The sequence below is a fragment of the Kitasatospora sp. NE20-6 genome (genome assembly GCF_045862635.1).
In genome coordinates, this window is sequence record NZ_BPRL01000036.1 from 41973 (window position 1) to 63904 (window position 21932).

22 protein-coding genes are annotated in these 21932 nt (G+C 76.3%); 6 read left to right on the plus strand and 16 right to left on the minus strand.

The annotated features are described in order from the left end of the window. Window positions 1-5: 5 nt before the first annotated feature. Complete coding sequence (locus SNE206_RS23250) at window positions 6-794, minus strand: SDR family NAD(P)-dependent oxidoreductase (RefSeq protein ID WP_407915415.1); 789 nt, start codon at window positions 792-794, stop codon at window positions 6-8. Between the two features lie 297 nt (window positions 795-1091). Between SNE206_RS23250 and SNE206_RS23255 the strand changes: the two genes are divergently transcribed. After that, window positions 1092-1934: an undecaprenyl-diphosphate phosphatase gene (locus tag SNE206_RS23255; protein ID WP_407915495.1), complete on the plus strand. Its 843-nt coding sequence runs from the start codon at window positions 1092-1094 to the stop codon at window positions 1932-1934. 94 nt (window positions 1935-2028) lie between these two features. Here the strand turns inward: SNE206_RS23255 and SNE206_RS23260 are convergent, their stop codons facing one another. The 3 genes from SNE206_RS23260 to SNE206_RS23270 all read right to left on the minus strand — a co-directional run bounded on the left by SNE206_RS23260 (window position 2029) and on the right by SNE206_RS23270 (window position 6354). Then, window positions 2029-2775, minus strand: a complete 747-nt coding sequence (locus tag SNE206_RS23260) for a DUF1775 domain-containing protein (RefSeq protein ID WP_407915416.1) — start codon at window positions 2773-2775, stop codon at window positions 2029-2031. 94 nt (window positions 2776-2869) lie between these two features. Then, window positions 2870-4315 carry a HEAT repeat domain-containing protein gene (locus SNE206_RS23265; protein WP_407915417.1) on the minus strand — a complete coding sequence of 482 codons (1446 nt, stop codon included), beginning with the start codon at window positions 4313-4315 and terminating at the stop codon, window positions 2870-2872. Between the two features lie 563 nt (window positions 4316-4878). Further along, the gene (locus SNE206_RS23270; protein ID WP_407915418.1) at window positions 4879-6354 is read right to left on the minus strand and encodes a hypothetical protein; all 1476 of its coding nucleotides are present in this window, start codon (window positions 6352-6354) and stop codon (window positions 4879-4881) included. 441 nt (window positions 6355-6795) lie between these two features. Between SNE206_RS23270 and SNE206_RS23275 the strand changes: the two genes are divergently transcribed. After that, a complete protein-coding gene (locus SNE206_RS23275; RefSeq protein ID WP_407915419.1) occupies window positions 6796-7965 on the plus strand; it encodes an aminoglycoside phosphotransferase family protein in 1170 nt (389 codons plus the stop codon). 15 nt (window positions 7966-7980) lie between these two features. On the opposite strand, the gene SNE206_RS23280 is transcribed toward SNE206_RS23275, so the two are convergent. From SNE206_RS23280 to SNE206_RS23290, 3 genes are all read right to left on the minus strand, one after another. Next, window positions 7981-9174 carry an acyl-CoA dehydrogenase family protein gene (locus tag SNE206_RS23280; RefSeq protein WP_407915420.1) on the minus strand — a complete coding sequence of 398 codons (1194 nt, stop codon included), beginning with the start codon at window positions 9172-9174 and terminating at the stop codon, window positions 7981-7983. Window positions 9175-9469: 295 nt separating this feature from the next. Beyond that, on the minus strand, window positions 9470-9964 hold the full coding sequence (locus SNE206_RS23285) for a hypothetical protein (protein WP_407915421.1): 495 nt from the start codon (window positions 9962-9964) through the stop codon (window positions 9470-9472). Window positions 9965-10704: 740 nt separating this feature from the next. Beyond that, the gene (locus SNE206_RS23290; RefSeq protein ID WP_407915422.1) at window positions 10705-10941 is read right to left on the minus strand and encodes a DUF397 domain-containing protein; all 237 of its coding nucleotides are present in this window, start codon (window positions 10939-10941) and stop codon (window positions 10705-10707) included. Between the two features lie 283 nt (window positions 10942-11224). Between SNE206_RS23290 and SNE206_RS23295 the strand changes: the two genes are divergently transcribed. Then, window positions 11225-11764 (plus strand): PTS-dependent dihydroxyacetone kinase phosphotransferase subunit DhaM, encoded by a 540-nt coding sequence (locus SNE206_RS23295; RefSeq protein WP_407915423.1) that lies wholly within the window; start codon window positions 11225-11227, stop codon window positions 11762-11764. A gap of 107 nt (window positions 11765-11871) precedes the next feature. Beyond that, on the plus strand, window positions 11872-12801 hold the full coding sequence (locus tag SNE206_RS23300; RefSeq protein ID WP_407915424.1) for an NAD-dependent epimerase/dehydratase family protein: 930 nt from the start codon (window positions 11872-11874) through the stop codon (window positions 12799-12801). Here the strand turns inward: SNE206_RS23300 and SNE206_RS23305 are convergent. The 6 genes from SNE206_RS23305 to SNE206_RS23330 all read right to left on the minus strand — a co-directional run bounded on the left by SNE206_RS23305 (window position 12788) and on the right by SNE206_RS23330 (window position 17334). Then, window positions 12788-13279, minus strand: coding sequence for an NUDIX hydrolase (locus SNE206_RS23305; protein ID WP_407915425.1), 492 nt, complete (start codon window positions 13277-13279; stop codon window positions 12788-12790). The genes SNE206_RS23300 and SNE206_RS23305 overlap by 14 nt on opposite strands. Window positions 13280-13416: 137 nt before the next feature. Continuing rightward, entirely contained in the window at window positions 13417-14040 is a 624-nt protein-coding gene (locus SNE206_RS23310) for a NeuD/PglB/VioB family sugar acetyltransferase (RefSeq protein ID WP_407915426.1), read from the minus strand. A 74-nt stretch (window positions 14041-14114) separates the two neighbouring features. After that, window positions 14115-14840, minus strand: a complete 726-nt coding sequence (locus SNE206_RS23315) for a sugar transferase (protein ID WP_407915427.1) — start codon at window positions 14838-14840, stop codon at window positions 14115-14117. A gap of 30 nt (window positions 14841-14870) precedes the next feature. Continuing rightward, a complete protein-coding gene (locus SNE206_RS23320) occupies window positions 14871-16061 on the minus strand; it encodes a glycosyltransferase family 4 protein (protein ID WP_407915428.1) in 1191 nt (396 codons plus the stop codon). Next, window positions 16054-16884 (minus strand): polysaccharide deacetylase family protein, encoded by an 831-nt coding sequence (locus SNE206_RS23325; protein ID WP_407915429.1) that lies wholly within the window; start codon window positions 16882-16884, stop codon window positions 16054-16056. The genes SNE206_RS23320 and SNE206_RS23325 overlap by 8 nt, the downstream gene beginning before the upstream one ends. A 192-nt stretch (window positions 16885-17076) precedes the next feature. Then, complete coding sequence (locus SNE206_RS23330; protein WP_407915430.1) at window positions 17077-17334, minus strand: hypothetical protein; 258 nt, start codon at window positions 17332-17334, stop codon at window positions 17077-17079. Window positions 17335-17629: 295 nt separating this feature from the next. Between SNE206_RS23330 and SNE206_RS23335 the strand changes: the two genes are divergently transcribed. Then, on the plus strand, window positions 17630-18625 hold the full coding sequence (locus tag SNE206_RS23335) for a polysaccharide deacetylase family protein (RefSeq protein ID WP_407915431.1): 996 nt from the start codon (window positions 17630-17632) through the stop codon (window positions 18623-18625). A 10-nt stretch (window positions 18626-18635) separates the two neighbouring features. On the opposite strand, the gene SNE206_RS23340 is transcribed toward SNE206_RS23335, so the two are convergent. From SNE206_RS23340 to SNE206_RS23350, 3 genes are read right to left on the minus strand one after another with little or no spacing between them, the layout of a single operon-like run. Next, on the minus strand, window positions 18636-19190 hold the full coding sequence (locus SNE206_RS23340) for an NUDIX hydrolase (RefSeq protein ID WP_407915432.1): 555 nt from the start codon (window positions 19188-19190) through the stop codon (window positions 18636-18638). Window positions 19191-19207: 17 nt separating this feature from the next. Next, window positions 19208-19933 (minus strand): tyrosine-protein phosphatase, encoded by a 726-nt coding sequence (locus tag SNE206_RS23345; protein WP_407915433.1) that lies wholly within the window; start codon window positions 19931-19933, stop codon window positions 19208-19210. A 26-nt stretch (window positions 19934-19959) separates the two neighbouring features. After that, window positions 19960-20739, minus strand: a complete 780-nt coding sequence (locus tag SNE206_RS23350; RefSeq protein ID WP_407915434.1) for a glutamate racemase — start codon at window positions 20737-20739, stop codon at window positions 19960-19962. A 55-nt stretch (window positions 20740-20794) separates the two neighbouring features. Here SNE206_RS23350 and SNE206_RS23355 point away from each other — a divergent pair, with 55 nt between their 5' ends. Further along, the gene (locus tag SNE206_RS23355; RefSeq protein ID WP_407915435.1) at window positions 20795-21931 is read left to right on the plus strand and encodes a glycosyltransferase; all 1137 of its coding nucleotides are present in this window, start codon (window positions 20795-20797) and stop codon (window positions 21929-21931) included. The last annotated feature ends 1 nt before the right edge of the window (window position 21932 follow it).

Here is a 21932-nt window from a genome sequence, read left to right on the forward strand (position 1 = left end):
CCGCCTCACTGCGCGAGGTAGCCGCCGTCCACCGGGAGCACGGCGCCGGTGACGAACGACGCCTCGTCGGAGGCGAGGAAGAGGACGGCCCGCGCGACCTCGGCCGGCTCCCCGAGGCGGCCCATCGGGTGGCGTCCGACGATCGCGCCGAGGTACTCCGGCCCGCCCGGCTCGTCGGCGAGCCGGATCACCCGGTCGGTGCGGATCGTGCCGGGGGCCACGGCGTTGACCCGGATGTTCTGCGGCGCGCACTCGACCGCGAGGTGCTTGGTGAGCCCGGTGGCGACGAACTTCGCCGGGCCGTACACCGCCTGGCCGGCCTGGCCCGCGACGCCGGAGATCGAGGAGAGGCAGACGATCGAGCCGCCGCCGGCCGCCGCCATCCGCTCGATCGCGTACTTGCAGGTGAGGAACATGCCGCGGCCGTCGACCGCCATCACGGCGTCCCAGTCCTCGGGGGTGGCCTCGGCGACGGTGTGCAGGGGGAGGACGCCCGCGTTGGCGACGAGCACGTCGATCCGCCCGTAGGCGTCCACCACCGCGTCGACCATCGCCCGGGCGTCCGCGGGCACCGAGACGTCCCCGGTCACCGTGCGGGCCTCGGCGCCGCCGGCCGTGAGGGCTCCGCCCAGGGCGGTGACGGCGTCGCCGTCGACGTCGGCGAGCACCAGGCGCGCGCCCTCGGCGGCGAAGAGCTCGGCCGTCGCCCGTCCGATGCCGCGGGCGGCACCCGTCACCAGGGCCGACCTGCCCGCCAGCCGTCCGCCCACGCCCACGCCCACGCCATCGCCCATGCCGCCGCTCCCGTCCGTGGTGTGCCCGCCCAGCATGCCGCGGCGACCGCCCGGGAGAGAGCTGACATGCCGTCAGTCCGGCCACGGCTGCGGCCCGGAGGGGCTCCCGATACCGGATCTTGACCGTGCGGACAGGTCCCGGCCATCTTGGCTGCTTATCCTCCAGCTGCGCCGGACGGTGCGGAACGCCGCGGCGACCGCGGCCGCACCCCGGCGCGCACGGCCGCCACCACAAGAACAGGAAACACCCGACCCGATGCGCACCGACCGACGGACACCCCTGGCGGGTGCCCGGTGATCGACTGGTTCCACGGGGCCGTCCTCGGCCTCATCCAGGGACTCACGGAGTTCCTCCCCGTCTCCTCCAGCGCCCATCTGCGGGTGTCCTCGGCGCTGCTGGGCTGGGACGACCCGGGAGCGGCGTTCACCGCGGTGACCCAGCTCGGCACCGAGTCGGCGGTGCTCATCTACTTCCGCAAGGACATCGCCGCGATCATCGGCGCCTGGTTCGCCTCGCTGTTCGACCCCGCCCGCCGCAGCGACCCCAACGCCCGGATGGGCTGGTTCGTCATCGTCGGCACCCTCCCGATCGGCATCCTCGGCGCGGTGTTCCAGGACACCATCGAGACCTCGCTGCGCGACCTGCGGGTGATCGGCACGACGCTCGTCGTCTTCGGCCTGATCCTCGCCGTCGCGGACCGTTCCCGGGCGGTGCGCAACGCCCGTCCGATCAGCGACCTCACCCTGCCGCACGCCGTCACGTACGGCTTCGCGCAGGCGCTCGCGCTGATCCCCGGGGTCTCGCGGTCGGGCGGCACCATCAGCGCCGGCCTGCTCCTCGGCTACAGCCGGGAGGCCGCGGCCCGGTACTCGTTCCTGCTGGCGATCCCGGCGGTGCTCGCCTCCGGCACGCTGGAACTCTTCAAGATCGGCGAGGGCCCGGCGCCCGCCTGGGGTCCGACCCTGCTGGCCACCGTGATCGCCTTCGTCGTCGGCTACGCCGCCATCGCGTGGTTCCTGAAGTACATCTCGCACAACAGCTTCATGCCGTTCGTGGTCTACCGCGTGCTGCTGGGCCTGCTGATCATCGGGCTGGTCACCGCGGGCGTGCTCGCACCGGACGCCGGGGCCGTGGAGTAACCGGCGCCTCCGCACACCACGTCCGCCGCACCACCACGTCTGCCGCAGCCCGGGGGGCCCGTCCGTACGGACGGGCCCCCCGGCACGTCCGCGGTCAGTCCCGGCCGCCGAGCCGGCGGCGGCGCACCAGCACCGCCACGATCGCCACGGCCAGGACACCCACCCCGACGATCGTCGCGATGCCGCCCCCGGAGAGGCCGTCGGAGGAGTCGCCGGAGGAGTCGGACGGCGTCGTGCCCGCGGACGCCGACGGGGAGGGCTCGCCGGAGGGCGCCGACGGGGCCGGAGCCGACGGCGAGGGGGACGCGGGCACGGATGCGGACGGGGCCGGAGCGGCCGGGAGCGGCGTGGCCCCCGGCGAGGCCGCCGCCAGCTTGAGCACGGGCGCCGGGTGCGCCGGTGTCGCGCCGCTCTTCGGCAGCTCGATCCACCGGTCGACCTGCCCGTCGGAGTACGTCACGAGCGACTTGAAGGCGACCGACGACGCGTCCGGCAGCTGGCGGACCTTCACCTTGTACGCGGCGCTCTTCCCCGGGGCGAGCGCGGTGCCCGCCACCTGGTAGCCGTCCGGGGTCGGGGTGAACGTCCAGCCCTTCGGCGCCTCGACGAGGGTCACGTCCGCGGGCGCGATCCCGGCCGGCAGCGCGACGGTGACCTTGTCGATCCCGGCGGTGGCGGACTCGCCCTCGGCGTCGAAGGCGATCACGGCGTCGACGGCCAGCGCCTGCGCGTGGGAGGACTCGACCTCGACGTGGGCGGAGGCCGGGCCGGCCAGGGCCAGCGCACCCAGCACGGCGGCCGGCAGCGTCGCGAGGCGGGCGAGGAGACGGGGTCGGTTCATGCGCCGGTGCTCCAAAGGGGCGAGCTGACGGTGGGCCAGCCCATCATGCCGCACGGTCCGGCGCGCCCCGTCCGGAATCGCCGCCTTCGATGATCTAGGGCCGTTCCCGGGCGGTCAGCCGCACGCGTACGGCGGCGTGCACCTCGGCCTCCTCGGCCGGATCGGCGGCCAGCCGCCGCAACCGCTCCAGCACGCGCACGTCACCCGTCGTGGTGACGTGCCGCGCGGCCAGTTCACGGGTCGACTCCTCGCAGTCCCAGAGGCACTCGACGGCCGGTCCCTGCGCGAAGTGCGGGTCGGTGACGGCCAGCGCACGGGCGGCGCGGCCGCGGAGCTCGGAGGAGACGGTCTCGCCGTACACGTGGCGCAGGGCGGGTACGGCACCGGCGGCGGCCAGCCGCCCCACGCCGTCGACCAGGGTGGCCAGTCCGGCGCCCTCGACCCCGCGGGCGGAGATCCAGCGGCGCAGCGCGTCCACCACCATCGGGCCGTCGGCGGGCTCCCCGGCGTCGGCGAGGAGCTGCACGGCGGCCTCGCCGAGGGCGCTGTCGGCTCCGCCGGTCGCGGGGTCGGCCCAGCGGCGGGCGTGCCCGAGGGCCTCGGGTCCGCGCATCCGGCCCAGCACCTCCAGGGCGCCGGTGACGATGCGCTCGTCGACGTCGGCGGCGGCCGCCTCGATCAGGCCGGCCGCCGCGGGATCGCTCTGGTCGACCAGGTAGCGGAGGGCGGCTCTGCGGGCCCCCGGCTCACCGTGCCGGGCGGCGTCGAGCACCGTTTCGCGGTCCTGCGGGCGGACGACGGCGGCCAGGCAGCGGGCGGCCGCGGCGGCCCGGCGTGCGGCGGCCGTGGTGTCGGGTTCGCCGGCGGCGTCCGGTTCGGGCCGGTCGGCCCAGGCGAGCACGTCGGCGGTGCTCCAGCCGGGGGTGACCCCGCCGCGGTTCAGCTGGCGCTGCCAGAGGTCGAAGGGTGACTGCTCACCGGCGGCGGCCACCCGGGGGTGGTGCGCGGCCCACAGCCGCCAGGGGCGGGGCTCGTACGCGCCGCGGATGGCGGCCCGCAGGTCGGCGTCGCCGGCGGGGCCCGCGGGGAAGCGGTCGAGGACGGCGGGGGCCAGGTCGAGCAGCGACCGGTCGTCGTCGCGCAGCGCCAGCTCGTCCAGCGCCCAGGCCCAGTTCCAGCCGGCGGCGGCGTAGCCGCGCAGCAGGTCGAGGGCGTCGCGGCGGCCGTAGGCGGCGAGGTGGCCGAGGACGGCGAGCGCGAGGCCCGTCCGGGCCTCGTCCTGGTCGAGGGCGTCGTCGGCGGAGTGCAGATGGCCGCGGAGGCCGGTGAGCGGCGCCTCCAGCTCCATGTAGAGGCGCGCGTAGTAGAGGGAGCGGTTCTCGACCTGCCAGTCGGCCCGGGGGTCCTGCGTGACACAGGTCTCCAGCGCGGTGACGGCCTCGGCCCGGTCGGCTGCCAGGGCATGCAGCTGCCCGTCGCCGCGGCCTCTCTGGAGGAGGCCGACAAGGCTGGCACTGGGCGCTATCACTGGCTCGAACATGAGGTCAGCATCCGTTGCGGCGGTCGTCGTGGCAACGGGATTTCCGTCGCCGGGGGTGGAATGTCCTGGACAGGCGCCCGGGCGCCGGAATCACCGAAGGTTACCGCCTGACCGCCCGGTCCGCACACAGGGCAAGGCAGAACGGCCCCCGCACCCGGCCCCGGAGGCCTGCCGCACGCCCCTCCTCCGGAGGTCCGCCGGGGCACCCGCCCGCGCCGGAGGAGGAATCTTCACCGATGTGTGCAGATCCCCCCGGACCGGACACGGCCCGCCGGAGCCCGGGCCCGGCACGGGTGTCCGACCGCTACGGCGCCACCAGCGCGGCGCGCACCCGGGAGACGGGGTTCCGCCGCCGCGACGAGGTCGGCCGCCGTGCGGGGCGATGCGGCCCTCCGGCACCACCCCGGTGCCCCGGTCGCCGGCCCGACGCTCCGGTCGCCGGCCCGGCCGCGGACCGGCGTCTCCCAAGGCCCGGACGCGCCCTGCAGCACCGGCGCCGCGCAGCGCCGGACCGCCCGGCGGGATCCGCCGGGCGGGACCGCGGCGGGCGGCCGGCGGGCGGGTCAGACCCGGCGGCGCCGGTCGGGCATGACGGAGTCGATCTCCGCGCGCAGTTCGGCCACCTCCGGCAGGCCCTGGTAGCGGCCGGCCAGGCGGTACATCTCGCGCAGCCGGTCCCAGGTGCGCAGGGAGGACGTCTGGTTGATCGCGTTCATCGCCAGCTTCGCCTGCAGGCAGGCCGCGTCGGGCTCGCCGGAGATCCAGTAGACCGAGGCCAGCGTGATCTGGTCGAGCAGGGCGGAGCGCTCGCGGCCGTCGGTGGGGCGCAGCGCGATGGCCCGCTGGGCGTGGTGCTCGGCGAGCCGGGTCGCGCCGGGGTCGTGCTCGGCGAGGGTGCGGTAGACGAGGGCCTGCATGCCGTGCAGCTCGGCCTCGTTGAAGAGCTGCATCCAGCTCGGCGGCGGCTCGTCGGCCTCCTGCACGAAGAGGTCCTCGGCCTCGCCGAGCACCCGCCGGGTGGCCTCGGAGCGTCCGAGCGAGGCCTGCGCCCAAGCCTCGACGGTCTGCAGCATGGCGCGGGTGCGGGGCTGGGCCCGGTCGCCGGCGCTGGCCTGGGCGAGCTGCATCAGTTCCAGGGCGTCGTCGGCGCGGCCGAGGTGCAGCATCTGGCGGGCCGCGCGGGAGATGGCCTCGCCGGCCCGCGGCCGGTCGTCGGCCTCCTTGGCGGCCTGCGCGGCGATGACGAAGTACTTCTGGGCGGTGGGCTCCAGGCCGACGTCGTGCGACATCCAGCCGGCGAGGACGGCGAGGTTGGCGGCGACCGTCCACAGCCGGCGCTCGACGGCGGGGGCGTGGCGGTGGGTGAGCAGGCCGCCGACCTCGTTGAGCTGGCCGACGACGGCCTTGCGCTGGAGTCCGCCTCCGCGGGAGGCGTCCCAGGCGCGGAAGACGTCGACGGACCGTTCGAGGGCCGTCACCTCGTCGTTGCCGACGGGGCCGGCGTCGTAGACGTCGACGACGGGCTGCGGGCCGCCACGGGTGAGCACGTGGCGTGGCCCGGGGCGTTCGGCGGCGTACGCGACGCCGTCGCCGGTGAGCCAGTCGTGGAGGTTGTCGGCGATGACGGTGCCGGCGGCGAGGGCTGCGCCCGCGCCGACCAGTCCGCGGCGGTTCAGCATGAGGTCCATTCCCGTGAACTCGGTGAGGACCGCCGCTGTCCGATCCGGCTGCCAGGGCACCACCGCCGCCGTCTCCGTGGGGGTGCCAGCCCTGGTGGGCCGGTGTCGCTCCAGACCGAGGTCCTCCGTGGTGACGACACGACCGAGCCGCTCCGTGAACACCGCGGCGAGCACCCTCGGCACCGGATCGCGGGGGATCTCCCCCTGCTCGATCCAGCGCCGCACCCGCGAGGTGTCGGTGGACAGCTGCTGCTGGCCCATCGCCGCACCGCGCCGGTTGACCAGCCTGGCCAGCTCGCCCTTGGACCATCCGGTCAGGGCGAAGAGGTCGGCGAGTCTGGTGTTCGGCCCCTTGCTCACGTGAAGCCCCCAGGTTCCTCGGCTGCTTTCGACAGTAGTGGCTCTGTCACATGCCAGGCGACCATTCGCCAGGCTTCGCCAGGGCACGCCACATGGTGTGCCAGTACCGACGGGGTGTCAGGTAGGAATGCGCCACCCCGACTTCGGATCCGGTCGGGGCCGGAACGTCCACGGTTCCGGCCCGACAGGCCGTCAGGAGCACCGGGCGGGGCCCCGGAAGGGGTCTCGTGGAGGGGGTGGCGCAGCCGGGTGGCGCGGGGGCGTCGGGCACGGCGCGGCAGTACGGGACGACCGCACTCCCCAGGGTGCGGACGGAACGGGCTCGCCGGCACCGCGCCCGACGCCCGCACTCCACCCGGGCCCGCCCACGGCACCGCGGAGGAAGCAGGCGCCGCCGGGCACGACGGCACCCAGTCGCCAGGAAGGGACCCTCACCAGCCCATGTACTCCACAGCCAGCACCGGCACGCGCACCACCCCGGCCGCCGATCCGGGTACGGCACGCCACCCCCAGGGACAGGCCCGCCCGGGCCTGCGTCCCCCGACCGCGACCGGCGGCCGGCCCGCACTCCGCGGTGCCGAGGTCCGCGACCCCCGCGCCGCCCTGGCGCGCACCGTGATCGGGCCCCGGCCCGGCGAGGCCGCACCCCGGCCGCTCGGCGGCCGTGTGCTGACCACGCGCACCGCGGAGGGGTTCGTCGACCGGGTCGACCCGGCGGCGCTGCAGACGCCCGCCGTGAAGGCGGCGCTCGCCTCCATCTCGCGGATATGTCCCGCCTTCCTGCCGCGGCAGGTGCTGCGGGAGGGAAGCCGGCACATCATCATCGCCGGGACGATCGGCCGGGCCCCGGTGGTGGCCAAGTGCCTGGCCCCGCAGGCGGCCAGGGACGAGCAGCTCATCGCGCGCTTCCACCACGAGGTGGCGGTGTACCGGGCGTTCGTCCGGCACCGTCCGCCGGTACGGCTGCCGCGGCTGGTGGCGGCCGACCACGACCGCTGCGTGCTGGTGCTGGAGCGGGTGCCGGGCCGGCCGGCCGCGCGCGAGCGCCACCCGGTGAACCCGCCGACCCCCGGCGAGGTGCGGGCGGTGCTGGGTGCGGTGCGCACCCTCAACCTGTGGCGTCCGCCGGCGGACGTCTTCGGCCGGCCGCTCGACTACGGCACGGAGATCGCGCGGTTCCACTCGGTCGGCCAGCTGACCGACCGGGACGCGGGCGACCTGCGGCAGCTGCTGCACGGCCTGTCGAACACCCCCTGGCAGCTCTGCCACGGCGACGCGCTGCTCGGCAACCTGCTGCTGGCGCCGTCCGGCCCGGTGCTGCTCGACTGGGAGGAGGCCGGCTGGTACCTGCCGGGCTACGACCTGGCGGTGCTGTGGAGCGTGCTCTCCGGCGACACCGCGGCCCGGCGGCAGATCAGCCAGCTCGCGCAGTCGGGCGGCACGCTGGCGCGGGACGCCTTCCTGGTCAACCTGGTGCTGGTGCTGATGCGGGAGATCCGCCTGCACGACGTGCCGGGCGCCGGCGAGGAGCAGCGCATCATGATCCGCCGGCTGTACGACGACGCGGCGCTCGCCCGCCGGGCCGTCCGCACGGCGGTCGGCACCCGCTGACCGACCGGCCGGACCTCAGGCCCGGCGGGGTCCGCCGCGGGCGAGCGCCGCGCGGCCCACGGCCTCCAGCACGGCCTCCTCGGCGGGGAAGTGCATCCGGCCGCTGAGCACGTCGCGGAGGTAGCGCTCCAGCGGGTGGCGGCGGCTCAGGCCGGGGTTGCCGGTGAGGGTGACGGCCTGCTGCACGGCGTCGGTGGCGGCCCGGTTGGCGAGGAGCTGGCCGGCCGCGGCGCGCTCGGCGGCGGCGGGGTCGCCGCGGTCGACGCCGGCGGCGAGGGCGTCGAGGAGTTCCTCGGCGCCGATCAGCGAGGCCTCGATGCCGCCGAGCGCGGTGCGGTAGCGCGGCAGGGTGGCGAGCGGCTCGGTGAGGTTGGCCGGGGTGCGCTGCTGGAGGAAGCGGATCAGCCAGTCCTGTGCGGCGCGGGCGATGCCGAGGTGGACGGCGGACAGCGCGAGGAGGTGCCAGGCCCGTGACGTGTCGGCGGCGGCGTGCCGGTCGGGGTCGGCCGGTCCGGAGACGGTGAGGCGCACGGCGTGGTCGGCGGCGACGCGCACACCGTCCAGGAGGACGTCGTGCCCGGCGCTCGCGCGCAGGCCGAGCTGGTCCCAGACCGGGTCGATCTCCAGGCCGGGGCTGTCGCCGCGGACGAGGAAGACGCCCGTCCGGGGCACCGGTTCGTCGGTGCGGGCGGGCACGGCCATCCAGGAGAGCGCTTCGGCGCCGCTGCAGTCGGTCTTGCGGCCCGTCAGTTCCCAGGCCTCGCCGTCCCAGTGGGCGACGGTGGCGGGCGGTGCGCCCGCCTGGCCGCCGGGTTCGGTGCGGAGCATTCCGAGCAGGGCGGGGCCCCGGCGCGACTCGGTGAGCAGGCGGCGGTAGGCGGCGGCGGGCCAGAGGCCGGCCCTGGCCTGCTCGGCGTGGAGCAGCAGGGTGTGGGCGGTGAGCACGGCGACGGAGGCGTCGCCGCGGCCGAGACCGGCCAGGGCGCGGACGGTGTCGGCCAGTCCGGCGCCGGCGCCGCCGTGGCGGCGGGCGACGGTCAGGGTGAGCAGACCGGCCTCGTGGACGGCTTCGATCCCCTGGTAGGGGAAGGTGCCGTCGCGGTCGTGCTCCTCGGCGCGGGCGGCGAGGAGGTCGGCCACGCGGGGCAGGCGGCCGAGGGCGTCGGCGACGGCGGCGCGGTCGTCGGCCGGCAGCGGCGTCGGGGTCATGGAGGTGCCTCCGGGCTGGGGACGCGGCAGGGTGCGGGCGGCACGCGGGGGCCGGCAGTACGGCCCCGGCGGTCGGCGGGCACCGGCGTCCCGCGTGGAGGGCGGCGGCCGGAGGGAACCCGGTGCCGTGGGGACGGTGAGGAGGCGGGGCCCCCGATCAGCGGCCCGGACACGTCCCGCCGGCGTCACGGCGCAGGTCGACGACTCTGCGGCGGGTGAGCAGGGGGCGGCACGGCATGCCCGTGACTGTACGAAGCATTGATCGACACCGTCAAGCGCGGCCGTACCGGTGCGGTCAGCCCTGCTGGAACATCTCCGCGGGCAGCGGCTTGAGAAGCTGGTAGAGGTCGTCGGCGATCGGTCTGTCCCAGGAGGCGATGGTGACGAGCACGCCGTCGCTGCGGCCGAACTGCGAGCAGAACACCCGCCCCTCGCTGACCTTGACCTTCTTCACGATGAGGAGGTCGTCGCCGAGCAGCACGGGGAAGTCCTCGGTCGAGACGAGGTCCACCGGCTCGTCGTTCTCCAGCGCGGCGAGCAGCTGCCGGATCTCGAAGGGCACGCCGTCCTCGGGCTCGCGGGCCGGCGAGCCGTCCGGCAGGTTGCCGATGAACATGGCCGGTCCGCGGCCGCCGAAGAGGTCGTAGCGCAGGAAGATCCCCTGACAGGAGCCGTCCTGGCCGGTCATGGTCATGGCCCCGAAGTGGCCGGGCCAGTCGCCCGGGTCCATCGCGAGCACGTCGAAGTCCGGGCCTGCGGGGGAGCCGGAGCGACGGCGGAGGAAAGACATGGCACCATCGTACGTGGCCGTTGCCGTCCGGACGGCGCGCGGGTGCCCCGGCGCACGCGGGCGCGCGGCGGCCGTCGGCCGGGCATCGACGCTCAGAGACCAATGTTGACTCTGAGCAACCGTCCGGGCTACGTTCGGTTCAGCACGACAACCGCTGTGGGCACGTCCCACCGGGGGGCGGCTTGTTCAGGCGTGCCATGCCACGCTGTACCTCATCCAGCACACCGTCGTGCGAACAGACCTGATCGACCGTCGTCGGCACCGTCGTCCGCCCGGACGCCGGTGCGGGGCCGGCCGGTCGTGACCGGACAACACCAAGAGCCAGGTTCGCGGGGCCCCAGGCCCGTCGCTTCCGCGGACCTGTCCGGGACACCGCCGCGTGGGGGCGTGCGGATCCCGGACACACCGGCACCTTGACCGAGTAGCTCTCGGTCGTGGTGCCTGCCTCCCGGCGACACCGGCCCTCCACGGGGCCGGGCCGGCCGACGCACTCCGGTGCGTGGGGACACAACGGGAGGAGTCCGTCGCCGTAGCCGGTGGCGGGCAGCACAGCGGGCGCCGTGCACGACCGCGTGGGGGCGGTCGGCACGGCGTCTGCCTGCTCCATACTGTGAGCCGCGGCTCGTGCGGCAGTCAACGAGTTTCGGACCATCAGAATTCATTTGTGACCTCCCGGCCGTCACCGCCGGTTCAGCCCCAGGTCCGCGGCGCGTCGGCCGCCCGCCGTCGCGGCGTACGCCTCAGCCGAGGTCGAACTCGCCGTCCCGGGCGCCGAGGACGAAGGCCCGCCACTCCGCCGGGGTGAAGATCAGGGCCGGCCCGTCCGGTTGCCGCCCGTCCCGCATCGCGATGCAGCCGTCGACGAACGCGATCTGCACGTCGCCCGTTCCCCGGCTCCCCGAGAGCCACTCCGCGCCGCCCAGATCGGGCCGGTGCTTCGCGGTGTCCGCCGCGCCCGTCACGGTGTTGGCCGTCATGCCGTGCTCCTCCGCCGTCGTCCGGCCTCCAGCGTAGTCAGCGGGCCGCCGCCGGGTCGCCGGCTTCCCGCTCCGGGGAGCGGATTCCGCGGATCACCCGTCCGGCACCGGGCCGTTGTGGTAGACACGGCCGCCCATTGGCCGGGTCGGGCGCGCCGGGCTGCCAGAGTGGTTGCTTCGAGCCTTCGGATCCGTACCGGACCCGTCCGTACCGGACCCGTCCGTACCGGACCCGTCCGTACCGGACTCGTCAGTACAGGACCGCAGCCCCAGGGAGCCGCTGATGGACCGCCGGGCCGGCACGCGCGACGTGATCCCGATCTCCGACGCACCGTCGGCCCCCGCCGCCGTCGCGCCCGCGGCCCGGCCGGCACCGGTGCCGCGGCCCGGCCGGCCCGCGGGGCTCGGCCGGGTCGGCGTGGTGCTGGTGTCGCACAGCGAGGAACTGGCCCTGGCCGTACGGAAGCTCGCGCTGTCGCTCGCGCACGGCGACGACCCGGCGCCCGTCGCGGCGGCCGGCGGCAGCCCGGACGGGCTGGGCACGAGCGCCGTGCTCGTCGCGGCCGCGGCCCGGCGGGTCGACCAGGGGCACGGGGTGGCGGTGCTCTCCGACCTGGACGGCACGGTCTCCACCGTCCTCGCGCTGATCGCCGACGCGGACGAGCACGGGCTGCCGTTCCCGGTGCGCTTCGCCGACGCGCCGTTCGTGGAGGGCGCGGTGGCGGCCGTGGCGACGGCCACCGCGGGCGGCGACCTGACGGCCGTGCTCGACGCCGCGGAGGAGACGTTCCGGCAGCACAAGACGGGTCGGCCTCCCCTGTGAGGTCCGGCCCCACATGTGGGGTTCGCCCGCGGCACGGCCGGGTGCGCCGCTAGCATCGGGGCGGTGCCGGGGCGGGGAGGCTCCGGCCTTGCGAAGGGGATCCCAGCATGCGCGTGGTCGTCACCGGCGGAGCCGGCTTCATCGGCGCGAACCTGGCGCGGGCCCTGCTGGCCCGCCCGGAGGTCGAGGAGGTCCGGGTGGTGGACGACCTGTCCACCGGCGACAAGGCGAACCTCGACGGCCTCGACATCACCTTCCACCACGGCACCGTGCTGGACCCGACCCTGCTCGACGCCGCCTTCGCGGGCGCCGACGCGGTGGTGCACCTGGCCGCGCTGCCGTCCGTGCCGCGCTCGGTGGCCGACCCGCTGGCCAGCCACCACGCCAACGCCACCGGCACCCTGCAGGTGCTGGAGGCCGCCCGCCGGGCGGGCGGCCTCTACGTCGCCGCCGCCTCCTCGTCCTCGGTGTACGGCGCCAACCGGGAGCTGCCGAAGCGCGAGACGATGCGCACCGCCCCGATGAGCCCGTACGCGGTGAGCAAGCTCGCCACGGAGGCGTACCTGGCGGCCTATCACCACTGCTACGGGCTCGGCGTGCTGCCGCTGCGGTTCTTCAACGTCTTCGGCCCGCTGCAGCCGGCCGGGCACGCGTACGCGGCCGTGGTGCCGGCGTTCCTGGACGCGGCGATCGCCGGCCGGCCGCTCACGGTGCACGGCGACGGCGGGCAGAGCCGCGACTTCACGTACGTCGGCACGGTGGCGCAGGTGCTGACCGAGGCGGTGCTGCGCCGGGTCGTCCACCCGGACCCGGTCAACCTGGCGTTCGGCACCCGGACGACGCTGATGGAGCTGGTCGCCGAGCTGGGGTCGGTGCTGGGACGGCCGCTGGAGACCGCGCACACCGAGCCGCGGGCCGGGGACGTCCGGGACTCGCAGGCCGACAACGGGCGGCTGCGGGCGCTGTTCCCGGACGTCCGGCCCGTGGAGCTGCGGGAGGGCCTGGAGCGGACGGCGGAGTGGTTCAGCTCCCGCTGACCGGCGGCGCGAACGCGAAGACCGTCCGGTCCGCGCCGGACAGGGCGGTCTTCAGCCGGTCCAGGGTGTAGTCGTCGAGCTCGGGGAGGGCGTCGGGCCCGAACCACGCGACCTCCAGCGACTCGTCGTCGTTGACGTGGGCCTCCCCCGCCACCACGCGGCAGCGGAACGTCAGGTCGAGGTAGGTCGCCCGGTCGCCGTTCGGGTAGTGGATCTCCGGGGAGACGCTGACCGAGGTGAGGAGCTCGGGCTCGACCGTCACGCCGGCCTCCTCGAAGCACTCGCGGGCCAGGCCCTCGGCGGGCTGCTCCCCCGGGTCGAGGATGCCGCCGATCAGCGCCCACTTCCCGTTGTCGCTGCGGCGGTTGAGCAGCACTCTGCCCCGGTCGTCGACGATGACGGCGGCGACACCGGAGAGCCAGAGCGGGCGGGTGCCGACGACGGCACGGAGTTCGGCGAGGAAGGTCGGAATGGCCATGCTCCCGACCTTAGACCGACCGGCCCGGGTCGGCCGCCGGCCCCCGTCGGCGGCCGGTCCCCGTCGGTCCGGGTCTGCGCGGTCCCGGCCCAGGTCGGCCCAGGTCGGGTCGGGTCGGCCCGGGTCGGCCGCCGGTCTCAGTCGGCGCGGCGCCGGACGAGCGGACGGGCGGGCGCGCCCGCCACCACCGCGCCGGGCGCGACGTCCCGGGTGACCACGGCGGCGGCCCCGACGAAGGCGCCCGCGCCGACCGTGAGGCCCTGCAGCACGACGGCGTTGGAGCCGACGGTGGAGCCGTCCCCCAGCCGTACCGACCCCGACACGTTGCCTCCCGGGTAGACGGTGACCCGCTCCCCCAGCACCGTGTCGTGGCCGACCGTCGCGTTGTAGTGCACCTGGCCGTGCGCGCCGAGCCGGACGCTGCTGGAGACGTACGCGCCGCCCATGACCAGGCAGCCGGGGGCGAGCTCGGTCTCCGGGGCGATCAGGGCGCGCGGGTGGACGAGCACCGCGGGCGTGCCGCCCGCCGCGTCGAGCAGGGCGGCCAGCCGCAGCCGGACGGCCGGGTCGGCGATGCCGACGAGGTAGCGGGCGCCGGGCGGCAGGTCCTCGGGGGCGCGCACCGGCAGGCCGCGGACGGTGGTGCCGCGGGCCCGGTCGTCGAGGAACCCGGCGACCGGGGTGCCGGCGGCGAGGGCGGTGTCGTAGGCCTCACGGCCGACGCCCCCGGCGCCGGCGATCCAGAGCGGTGCGTCGGTCATGGCTCCATCATCGGGTCACGGCTGCGGTACGGGCCCGCGGCCCTCCCGGCCGGCGGGCAGGGCGCGGGCCCCGGTCAGGACGCCTCCTCGACGGCCGCCCGGCCGAGCCGCGCCGCGGCGACGTGGCGCGGCAGGACGACCCGGGCGGTCGGCAGTTCGGTCACCGCCGGATTGGTCCCGGCGGACGCCGCGGCCGCGGCCGGGACCGGGACCGGGAATCCCGGGTTGACGCCCCCGGCGGCGGTGACGCCGTGCGGGCGCAGCAGCACCCCGACGGTCAGGGCGAGGATGCGGACGTCGAGCAGGACCGAGCGGTGGACGATGTACCAGAGGTCGAGTTCGATGCGCTGCGGCCAGCTGATCGAGTTGCGGCCGCGCACCTGGGCCCAGCCGGTGAGGCCGGGCCGGACGGCGAGGCGGCCGCGCTGCCGGTCGGTGTAGTGGACGACCTGCTCGGGCAGGGTCGGCCGGGGCCCGATGACGCCCATCTCGCCTCGGGCGACGTTCCACAGCTGCGGCAGTTCGTCGAGGCTGGTGGTGCGCAGGAGCCGTCCGAGCCGGGTGATGCGCGGGGCGTCCGGCTCGTCGGCGAAACGTTTGTCCCGCATGGTGCGGAACTTGAGGATGTCGAACTCGTCGCCGCGCAGGCCCGTACGGGTCTGCCGGAACAGCACCGGGCCGCCCATGGTGCAGCGGACGAGCACGGCGATCAGCAGGCCCAGCGGTAGCGCGACGATCCCGGCGAGCGCGGCGATCAGCAGGTCGCCTCCGCGCCCGATCCCTCCCCCAGCAGGCTGCATGTCTCCCCCAACGGTGTGTGGTGTGCGGCCTCAGCCGACCGTCCAGGGCAGCCCTCGTGCCCTGGCCACGGCCGCGTAGGTCTCCAGCGAGACCCGGGCGACCGCGCGCTGGTCGAACTCGGCCAGGGCGCGGCAGCGGGCCGCCGCGCCGAGGTCCCGGCGCAGGGCCGGCTCGGTGAGGAGCCGGTCGAGCGCCGTGGTGAGCGCCCGGACGTCGCCGGGCGGGGCGAGCAGCAGGTGCTCGCCGTGGATGCCGATCTCCCGGCAGCCGCGTATGTCGCTCAGCACCATCGGCAGGCCCGCGGCGGCGGCCTCCATGGCGGACCGCGAGAACCCCTCGCGGTGGGACGGCAGCACGAAGACGTCGAGTGCGGCGTAGAGGTCGGGCATGTCGGAGCGGGCGCCGAGGAAGTCCACGCCGCCGTCGGCGGCGCCGGTGAGCGCGTCCGGCTTGTCGGGGTCGGGCGGGCCGATCCAGACGAAGCGGGCCTTGCCCGCGAGCGCCGCGGCGGCCTCCGCGTACTCGCGGATGCCCTTCTCGGCGACCTGCCGGCCGACCCCGCCGACGAGCAGCTCGCGGTCGGCGACGCCGAGTTCGGCGCGCACCCGCTCGCGGACGCCGGGGCGGGTGCGGAAGCGCGTGAGGTCGACGCCGTTGCCGACCACCCGGGAGCGGTACCGCGGGACGGCGCGGGCGAGGGTGCGGCGGTCCTCGGCGTTCTGGTAGAGCTCGGCGTGCGAGAAGCGCCCCGCGACGGCTTCCGCGCCGAGCACGAACGCCCGCTTGGCGAACGGGTCGTGGGCCTGCGCCCAGAGGCCGTGGCAGGTGTTGACGACGACGGGCACCCCGGCGAGGCGGCCGAGGACGCGGCCCAGCACCCCGGTCTTCGGGTTGTGGGTGTGCAGCACGTCCGGCCGGATGCGGCGCAGCACCGCGAGCAGCTCCCGCCCGGCGGCCGCGTCGGCGCGCGGCTGCCACGCCCGGGTGAGCGCGTGCAGCGGCTCGTGCCGCACGCCGATGGCCTCCAGCTGCGGCACGTACGGGCCGGGTGCGCTGAGGCCGTACGTCTCGAAACCGGCCTCCAGGTCGACGGTGAGCTCGGTGGCGAGCAGCAGCTGCAGGCTCATGTCGACGGTGGTCAGGTGGGCGACGCGCAGCGGGCGGCCGCCGGGGCCGCGCAGCCGCAGCGGCAGCACGGGGGTGCCGTCGGGCTCAGGCACGGGCGCCCACCGCCTTCGCGGTGGCGACGATGCGGGCGTAGGCGCGTTCCGGGACGAGCCGTCCGTGCAGCTTGGCCCGGTAGAAGTCGATGGGGTCGGTGCGGCGTACGGGCACCCGGCAGAACCTGGCCGGGTCGGAGCCCGGCAGGTTGCGGCCGACCTCGCCGGTGGCGGCGGTCCGGAAGCGGGCCCGCAGCGCGACGGCCATGTGGGGCACCGGCACACCCCAGGTGTAGGCGAAGTGCCGGGGGCGGGTGCCGAGGTGCTCCTCGACGTCGTCGTTGCAGCCGTCGAGCTCGGCGGTGGTGAGCAGCACGGGCCGGGCGTGGGTGCGGGTGTGGTTGGCCACGGTGCACAGGCCGGAGGCGGTCATCTCGCGCAGCTGGTCCCAGTCGAGGCCCGGTGCGGGGGCGCCCTTCGCGGTGGAGCCCTCCCAGCGCATCGCGCCGCCGACGTGGCCGCTGGCGAGGTAGACGGTGAACGGCAGGCCGCGCTCCTTGAGGAGGGGCCAGGCGTGGTCGTACACGTCGGCGAAGCCGTCGTCGAAGGTGAGGACGGCGCTCGGGGTGCGGCGGCCGGCGGCGAGCCGGTCGGTGGCCTCGTCGAGGGAGACCACCCGGCCGGGCGGGAGGTCGGCGAGGAGGTCCATCTGGGCGGTGAACGCGGCGGTCGGGACGTCGAGCTCGTCGGCGGTGCCGCCGCCGATGCGGTGGTAGATGAGGAGGGTGGCTCCCTCACCGGGCGCACGGCCGGCCGCACGGGCGAGGCCGCGCTTGAGCGTGCTGCGGAAGTTTCCGGCCGCGGGCGCGGCGGTCGTCCCCATCGTTCTCCCCTTCCGCGGCGCCCTCCCCGGCGCCGTACCGGCCCCGCCCGGCGGCGTCCAGGGGCCGGGCGGGAACCACAGTAGGGGGAAGTGTGGGGTTGCTGCCCCGGAAATGTGAAAGAAGCGCGGAGATGGGCCGAAAAGCGGCCGGTCGGACCGGGTGTGACCGGAACCGGGTGCGGCGTGTCGGTCTCAGCCCAGTCGGGCGGGCCTGCGCAGCCAGGCCACCGCGACGCGGGCCAGCAGGACGACGCCCGCGGCCAGGCACCCGGCGACGGCCATCACCCAGGCCGGGCCGTCACTCTCCGGGACGAGGACGGCCACGAGGATGCCGGCGGCGACGCACGCCGCACCGACGACGGCCAGCAACAGCTTGTGACGCTCCAGTGCGCAGCCGCTCCAGGCCCGTGCCCAGCGGGTGAGCGGCGTGTGACCATCCGTGTGCACCATGTCCTCCACGCTAACCGAGCTCCCTTCCCGAGGCATACCCCGTGGATGCGCCCCCGCGCACCGGAAAGGCCCCTTCCGTGCGCCCGTCGAAAATTCGCCGAGCGCCGTACAACCATCCGCCGGGCCCGGGGGTCTCCATTACATTGAGCGATCCAGGAGCCGTCCGCGCGGGCAGGGAGTCCCCGCCGCGGACCGGATCACACCGGGACGGAGCCGCCGTTCCCGGGGTCGGAGGCCGGGCTCCGCCTGCCGACGGTACCGCCACGCCGTTCTGCGGCGACCGAGGGGGAACCGCGTGCCGTACTCCGATTCGACGACCGTCAGCACCCCACCGCCCACCACCGTCCGGCGCGGCGCGCCGGCGGCCGCCCCCGGCCGGGGCCCCCGCAACCGGGGCAGCTGGCTGCGGCTCACGCCGGCCCAGCCGCTCTTCCGCGCCCGGGCCGCCCAGCGGCTCGCGGTGCTGGCCTACCACGGGGTCACCGACCCCCGCTCGTTCGGCGCCCAGCTCGACCGGCTGCGCCGTCTGGCGAACCCGGTGTCGCTGGAGGCCGTCGAGCAGGCCGTCACCGAGGGGCGGCCGCTGCCGCCGCGCTCGGTGCTGATCACCTTCGACGACGCGGACCGCTCGGTGCGCACCCACGCCATGCCGGTGCTCGCCGCCCGCGGCATCCCGGCGGCGGCGTTCGTGATCGCCGAGCTGATCGGCACCGACCGGCCGTTCTGGTGGCACGAGGCCGCGTACCTGGCCCGGCACGGCGGGCGGGCCAGGCTGCTGCCCGGCGGCCCCCCCGGGCGGCTGCTGGCCCGGCTGCGCGAGCTGCCCGACCCGGACCGCCGCCGGTCGCTGCACGAGCTGCGGGTGAGCGCCGACCGGCGGCCCCCGCACCAGGAGCAGCTGCGGCCGGAGGACCTGCGGGCGCTGCGCTCCGCGGACATCGCGGTCGGCAACCACACGCTGGGCCACCCCTGCCTGAGCCGCTGCGACGACTCGACGGTGCACACCGAGATCACCGCGGCGCACCTGGCGCTCACCCAGTGGCTCGGCGAGGCGCCGACGGCGTTCGCCTACCCGGACGGCGGCTACGACCCGAGGGCGGACGCGGTGCTGCGCCGGCTCGGCTACCGGCTCGGCTTCCTCTCCGACCACCGGCTCGGGCCGCGGCTGCCCGTGCACCCGCTGCGGATCAGCCGGCTGCAGGTCGACTCGACCACCGGGACGCGGCGCTTCGACACGATCCTGTCGGGCCTGGAGCCGGCGATGCAGCGCTGGCGCGGCGCGGTCGCCTGACCCGGGGGCGTCAGGGGGACGGGGCCCGGTCGGGCTCGGTGCCCTCGTCGACGTCCCCCAGGTGCAGCGGGGCGCCGCCGCCCGCGAGGACGGCGGGCAGCAGCACGTCCATCCCCCGGGGGCGCACGGTCTCGCGGGTGGCGGCGAGGTCCGCGGCGCTCCACCAGCGGTGGCCGTAGCGGGCCTCGTGCGGGTCGATGCGCAGAGCGGCGGCCTCGTCGTCGGTGATCACCAGGAGCCGGTACTCCTCGTGCTGGTCGATGCGCCGCCAGGTCGTGCGGAAGCGGGCCCGCCGGGTCCACACGACGGGGCCGAGCCGGTCCGCGGGCAGGTGCAGGCCGGTCTCCTCGCGGAGTTCGCGCAGCGCGGCCTGCACGTGGTCCTCGCCCTTCTCGACGGCGCCGCCGACGGTGAACCACCAGCGGGCGCCGCGGCTGCGCGGGTCGCGGGCGCAGAGGAGGAGCAGGCGGTCCCGGCCGTCGACGAGGAGCAGGCGGGAGGTGGTCCGCCGCCAGGGCAGGACGGCCGTGCGCCGTGGTGCGCGGGCCGGAGGGCGGGGTGCCATCGGGCGGTCCTTCCGGGTCAGGGGGTGAGCAGCCGGCCGCGGAGCGCGCGGACGAGGCCGTCGTCGGCGCCGAGGCGGGTGGCGGCGTAGCCGTCGACGGAGCCGTACCGGTCGGTGAGGTCCGCGAGGAAGAGCTCCATGACCGCGGCGGGGGCGCGGCCGTAGCCCGGCCAGCCGGGGGTGCGTCCGTGCCGGGCGCGGTAGCCGTCGACGAGGCGGGCGGTGGCCCGCCCGGTCAGGGTGAAGTCGGCCACGACGTCCTGCCGGGCGACGCCGAGCAGGGTCAGCACGAGGGCGGCGACGATGCCCGTCCGGTCCTTGCCGGAGTAGCAGTGGAAGAGGAGCGGGCCGTCCGCGGCGGCGACGACGCGGAGCACCTCGGCGAGTTCGGCCGTGCCGTCCTCCGCGATCTCGGTGTACCGCGCCGCGAGGTAGGGCCCGGGATCGACGTCGGCGCCGAGCGCGGCCTGGTCGTACGGCTGCTGCTCGACGGAGAGGTTGTGGAACGCCAGGCCCGGCAGGTCGGGCACGCGGGCGGTCTGTGCGATCTCCCACGGGTACCGCAGGTCGATGACGGTGCGGATGCCGAGCTCGGTGAACCCGGCGAGGCCCGGGCCGGTCAGCTTGCCGAGCGAGTCGGAGCGGTAGAGCAGGCCGGGGCGCACGGTGCGGCCGTCGGACGTGCGGTGTCCGCCGAGGTCGCGGAGGTTGTCCAGGCCGTCGGGGGCGGGCGTGTCGGTCATCCGGCCAGCGTACGAACCGGCGGGGCTCAGCGGGCCGGAACGGCGGAGCCGATCAGGGCGCCCTCGGGGTAGCGCAGGGCGGCCGGGCCGAGCGCGGAGGTGCGGCCGCTGTGCAGCACGGTGAGGGTGCCGCCGCCGGGGGCGAGGCCCGCGGCGTCGAGTCGGCGCAGCGCCTGGGCGGCGACCGCGTCGGCGGAGCCGTACAGCCGCAGGCCGGCGGTGGCGCGGTCGGCGACGGCGGCGCGGATCTCGTCGCGGACGAGTTCGTAGTGGGTGCAGCCGAGCACGATCGCCGAGGTGCCCTCGGGGGTGCGGGTGGCGGCGTCGGCGACGGCCGCGGCGACCGCGCTGCGGTCGCCGCGCTCGACGGCGTCCGCGAGGCCGGGGCAGGCGACCGCGGTGACCTCGGCCGTCCCGGCGAAGTCGGCGATCAGGCCGCGCTGGTAGGCGCTGCCGGTGGTGGCGGGCGTGGCCCAGATCGCGACCCGGCCGCCCGCGGCGGCGGCCGGCTTGACGGCCGGCACCGTGCCGATCACCGGCAGGGCGGGCTCCAGCTCGGCGCGGAGCAGAGCGAGGCCGTGCGTGGAGGCGGTGTTGCAGGCGACGACGAGGGCGTGCGGGGCGTACGCGGCGGCGGCGCGTGCGCAGTCCAGGGCGCGCCCGGCGATGTCCTCGGAGGTGCGGGGGCCCCACGGCATGCCGTCGGGGTCGGAGGACAGCACGAGGTCGGCGTCGGGCCGCAGCCGGCGCAGGGCGGCGGCAGCAGCGAGCAGTCCGAGTCCGGAGTCCACCAGTGCGATCTTCACGGGGCACGACTCTACCGAACCCCTCCGGAGCGGTCGGGTGCGGCAGACTGCCGGGGTGACGTGGCTGCTCTGGGTGTCGGCGCTGTCCCTGCTGGTGTGGGTGTGGCTGGTCTGCTGCCACGGGCTGTTCTGGCGGACGGACCAGCGGCTGCCGCCGCGTCCGGCGCCGCGGCGGTGGCCGTCGGTGGCGGTGGTGGTGCCCGCCCGGGACGAGGCCGCGGTGCTGCCGCTCTCGCTGCCCGGCCTGCTCGGCCAGAAGTACCCGGGCACGGCCCGCGTGGTGCTCGTGGACGACCACAGCTCCGACGGCACCGGCGCGCTGGCCGCCCGGCTCGGCGACGGCGGCGGGCTGCCGCTGACCGTGGCCGTGCCTCCGGCGCTGCCCGCGGGCTGGACGGGCAAGCTGTGGGCGCTGCGGCACGGCGTGGAACTGGCGGGCGACGCCGACTACCTGCTGCTGACCGACGCCGACATCGCGCACGGCCCCTCGCTGCTGGCCGACCTCGTCGCCGCGGCGGAGGCGAACCGCCTCGACCTGGTCTCGCAGATGGCCCGGCTGCGGGTGGCGACCGGCTGGGAGCGGCTCGTCGTGCCGGCGTTCGTGTACTTCTTCGCGCAGCTGTACCCGTTCCGGTGGAGCAACCGGCCGGGGGCGCGGACGGCGGCCGCGGCGGGCGGCTGCACGCTGGTGCGGCGCAGCGCGCTGGAGCGGGCCGGCGGGGTCGCGGCGATCCGCGGGGCGGTGATCGACGACGTGTCGCTGGCCCGGGCGGTCAAGCGCACCGGGGGCCGCACCTGGCTGGGCCTGGCGGAGCAGGCCGACAGTGTGCGGCCCTACCCGCACCTCGGCGGGCTGTGGCGCATGGTGTCGCGCAGCGCGTACGCCCAGCTGCGGCACTCGCCGGTGCTGCTGGCGGGCACGGTGGCGGGGCTGGCGCTCGTCTACCTGGTGCCACCGGTGGCGCTGGCGGCGGGGGCGGCGACCGGGTCGGCCGGGGCGGCGGTGCTCGGCGGTGCGGCGTGGGCGCTGATGGCCGGGTCGTACGTGCCGATGCTGCGGTACTACGGGCGGCCCGCCCCCGCCGCGCTGCTGCTGCCGTTCACCGCCGGGCTGTACCTGCTCATGACGGTCGACTCGGCGGTGCAGCACTGGCGGGGGCGGGGCGCCGCGTGGAAGGGGCGGACCTACTGAC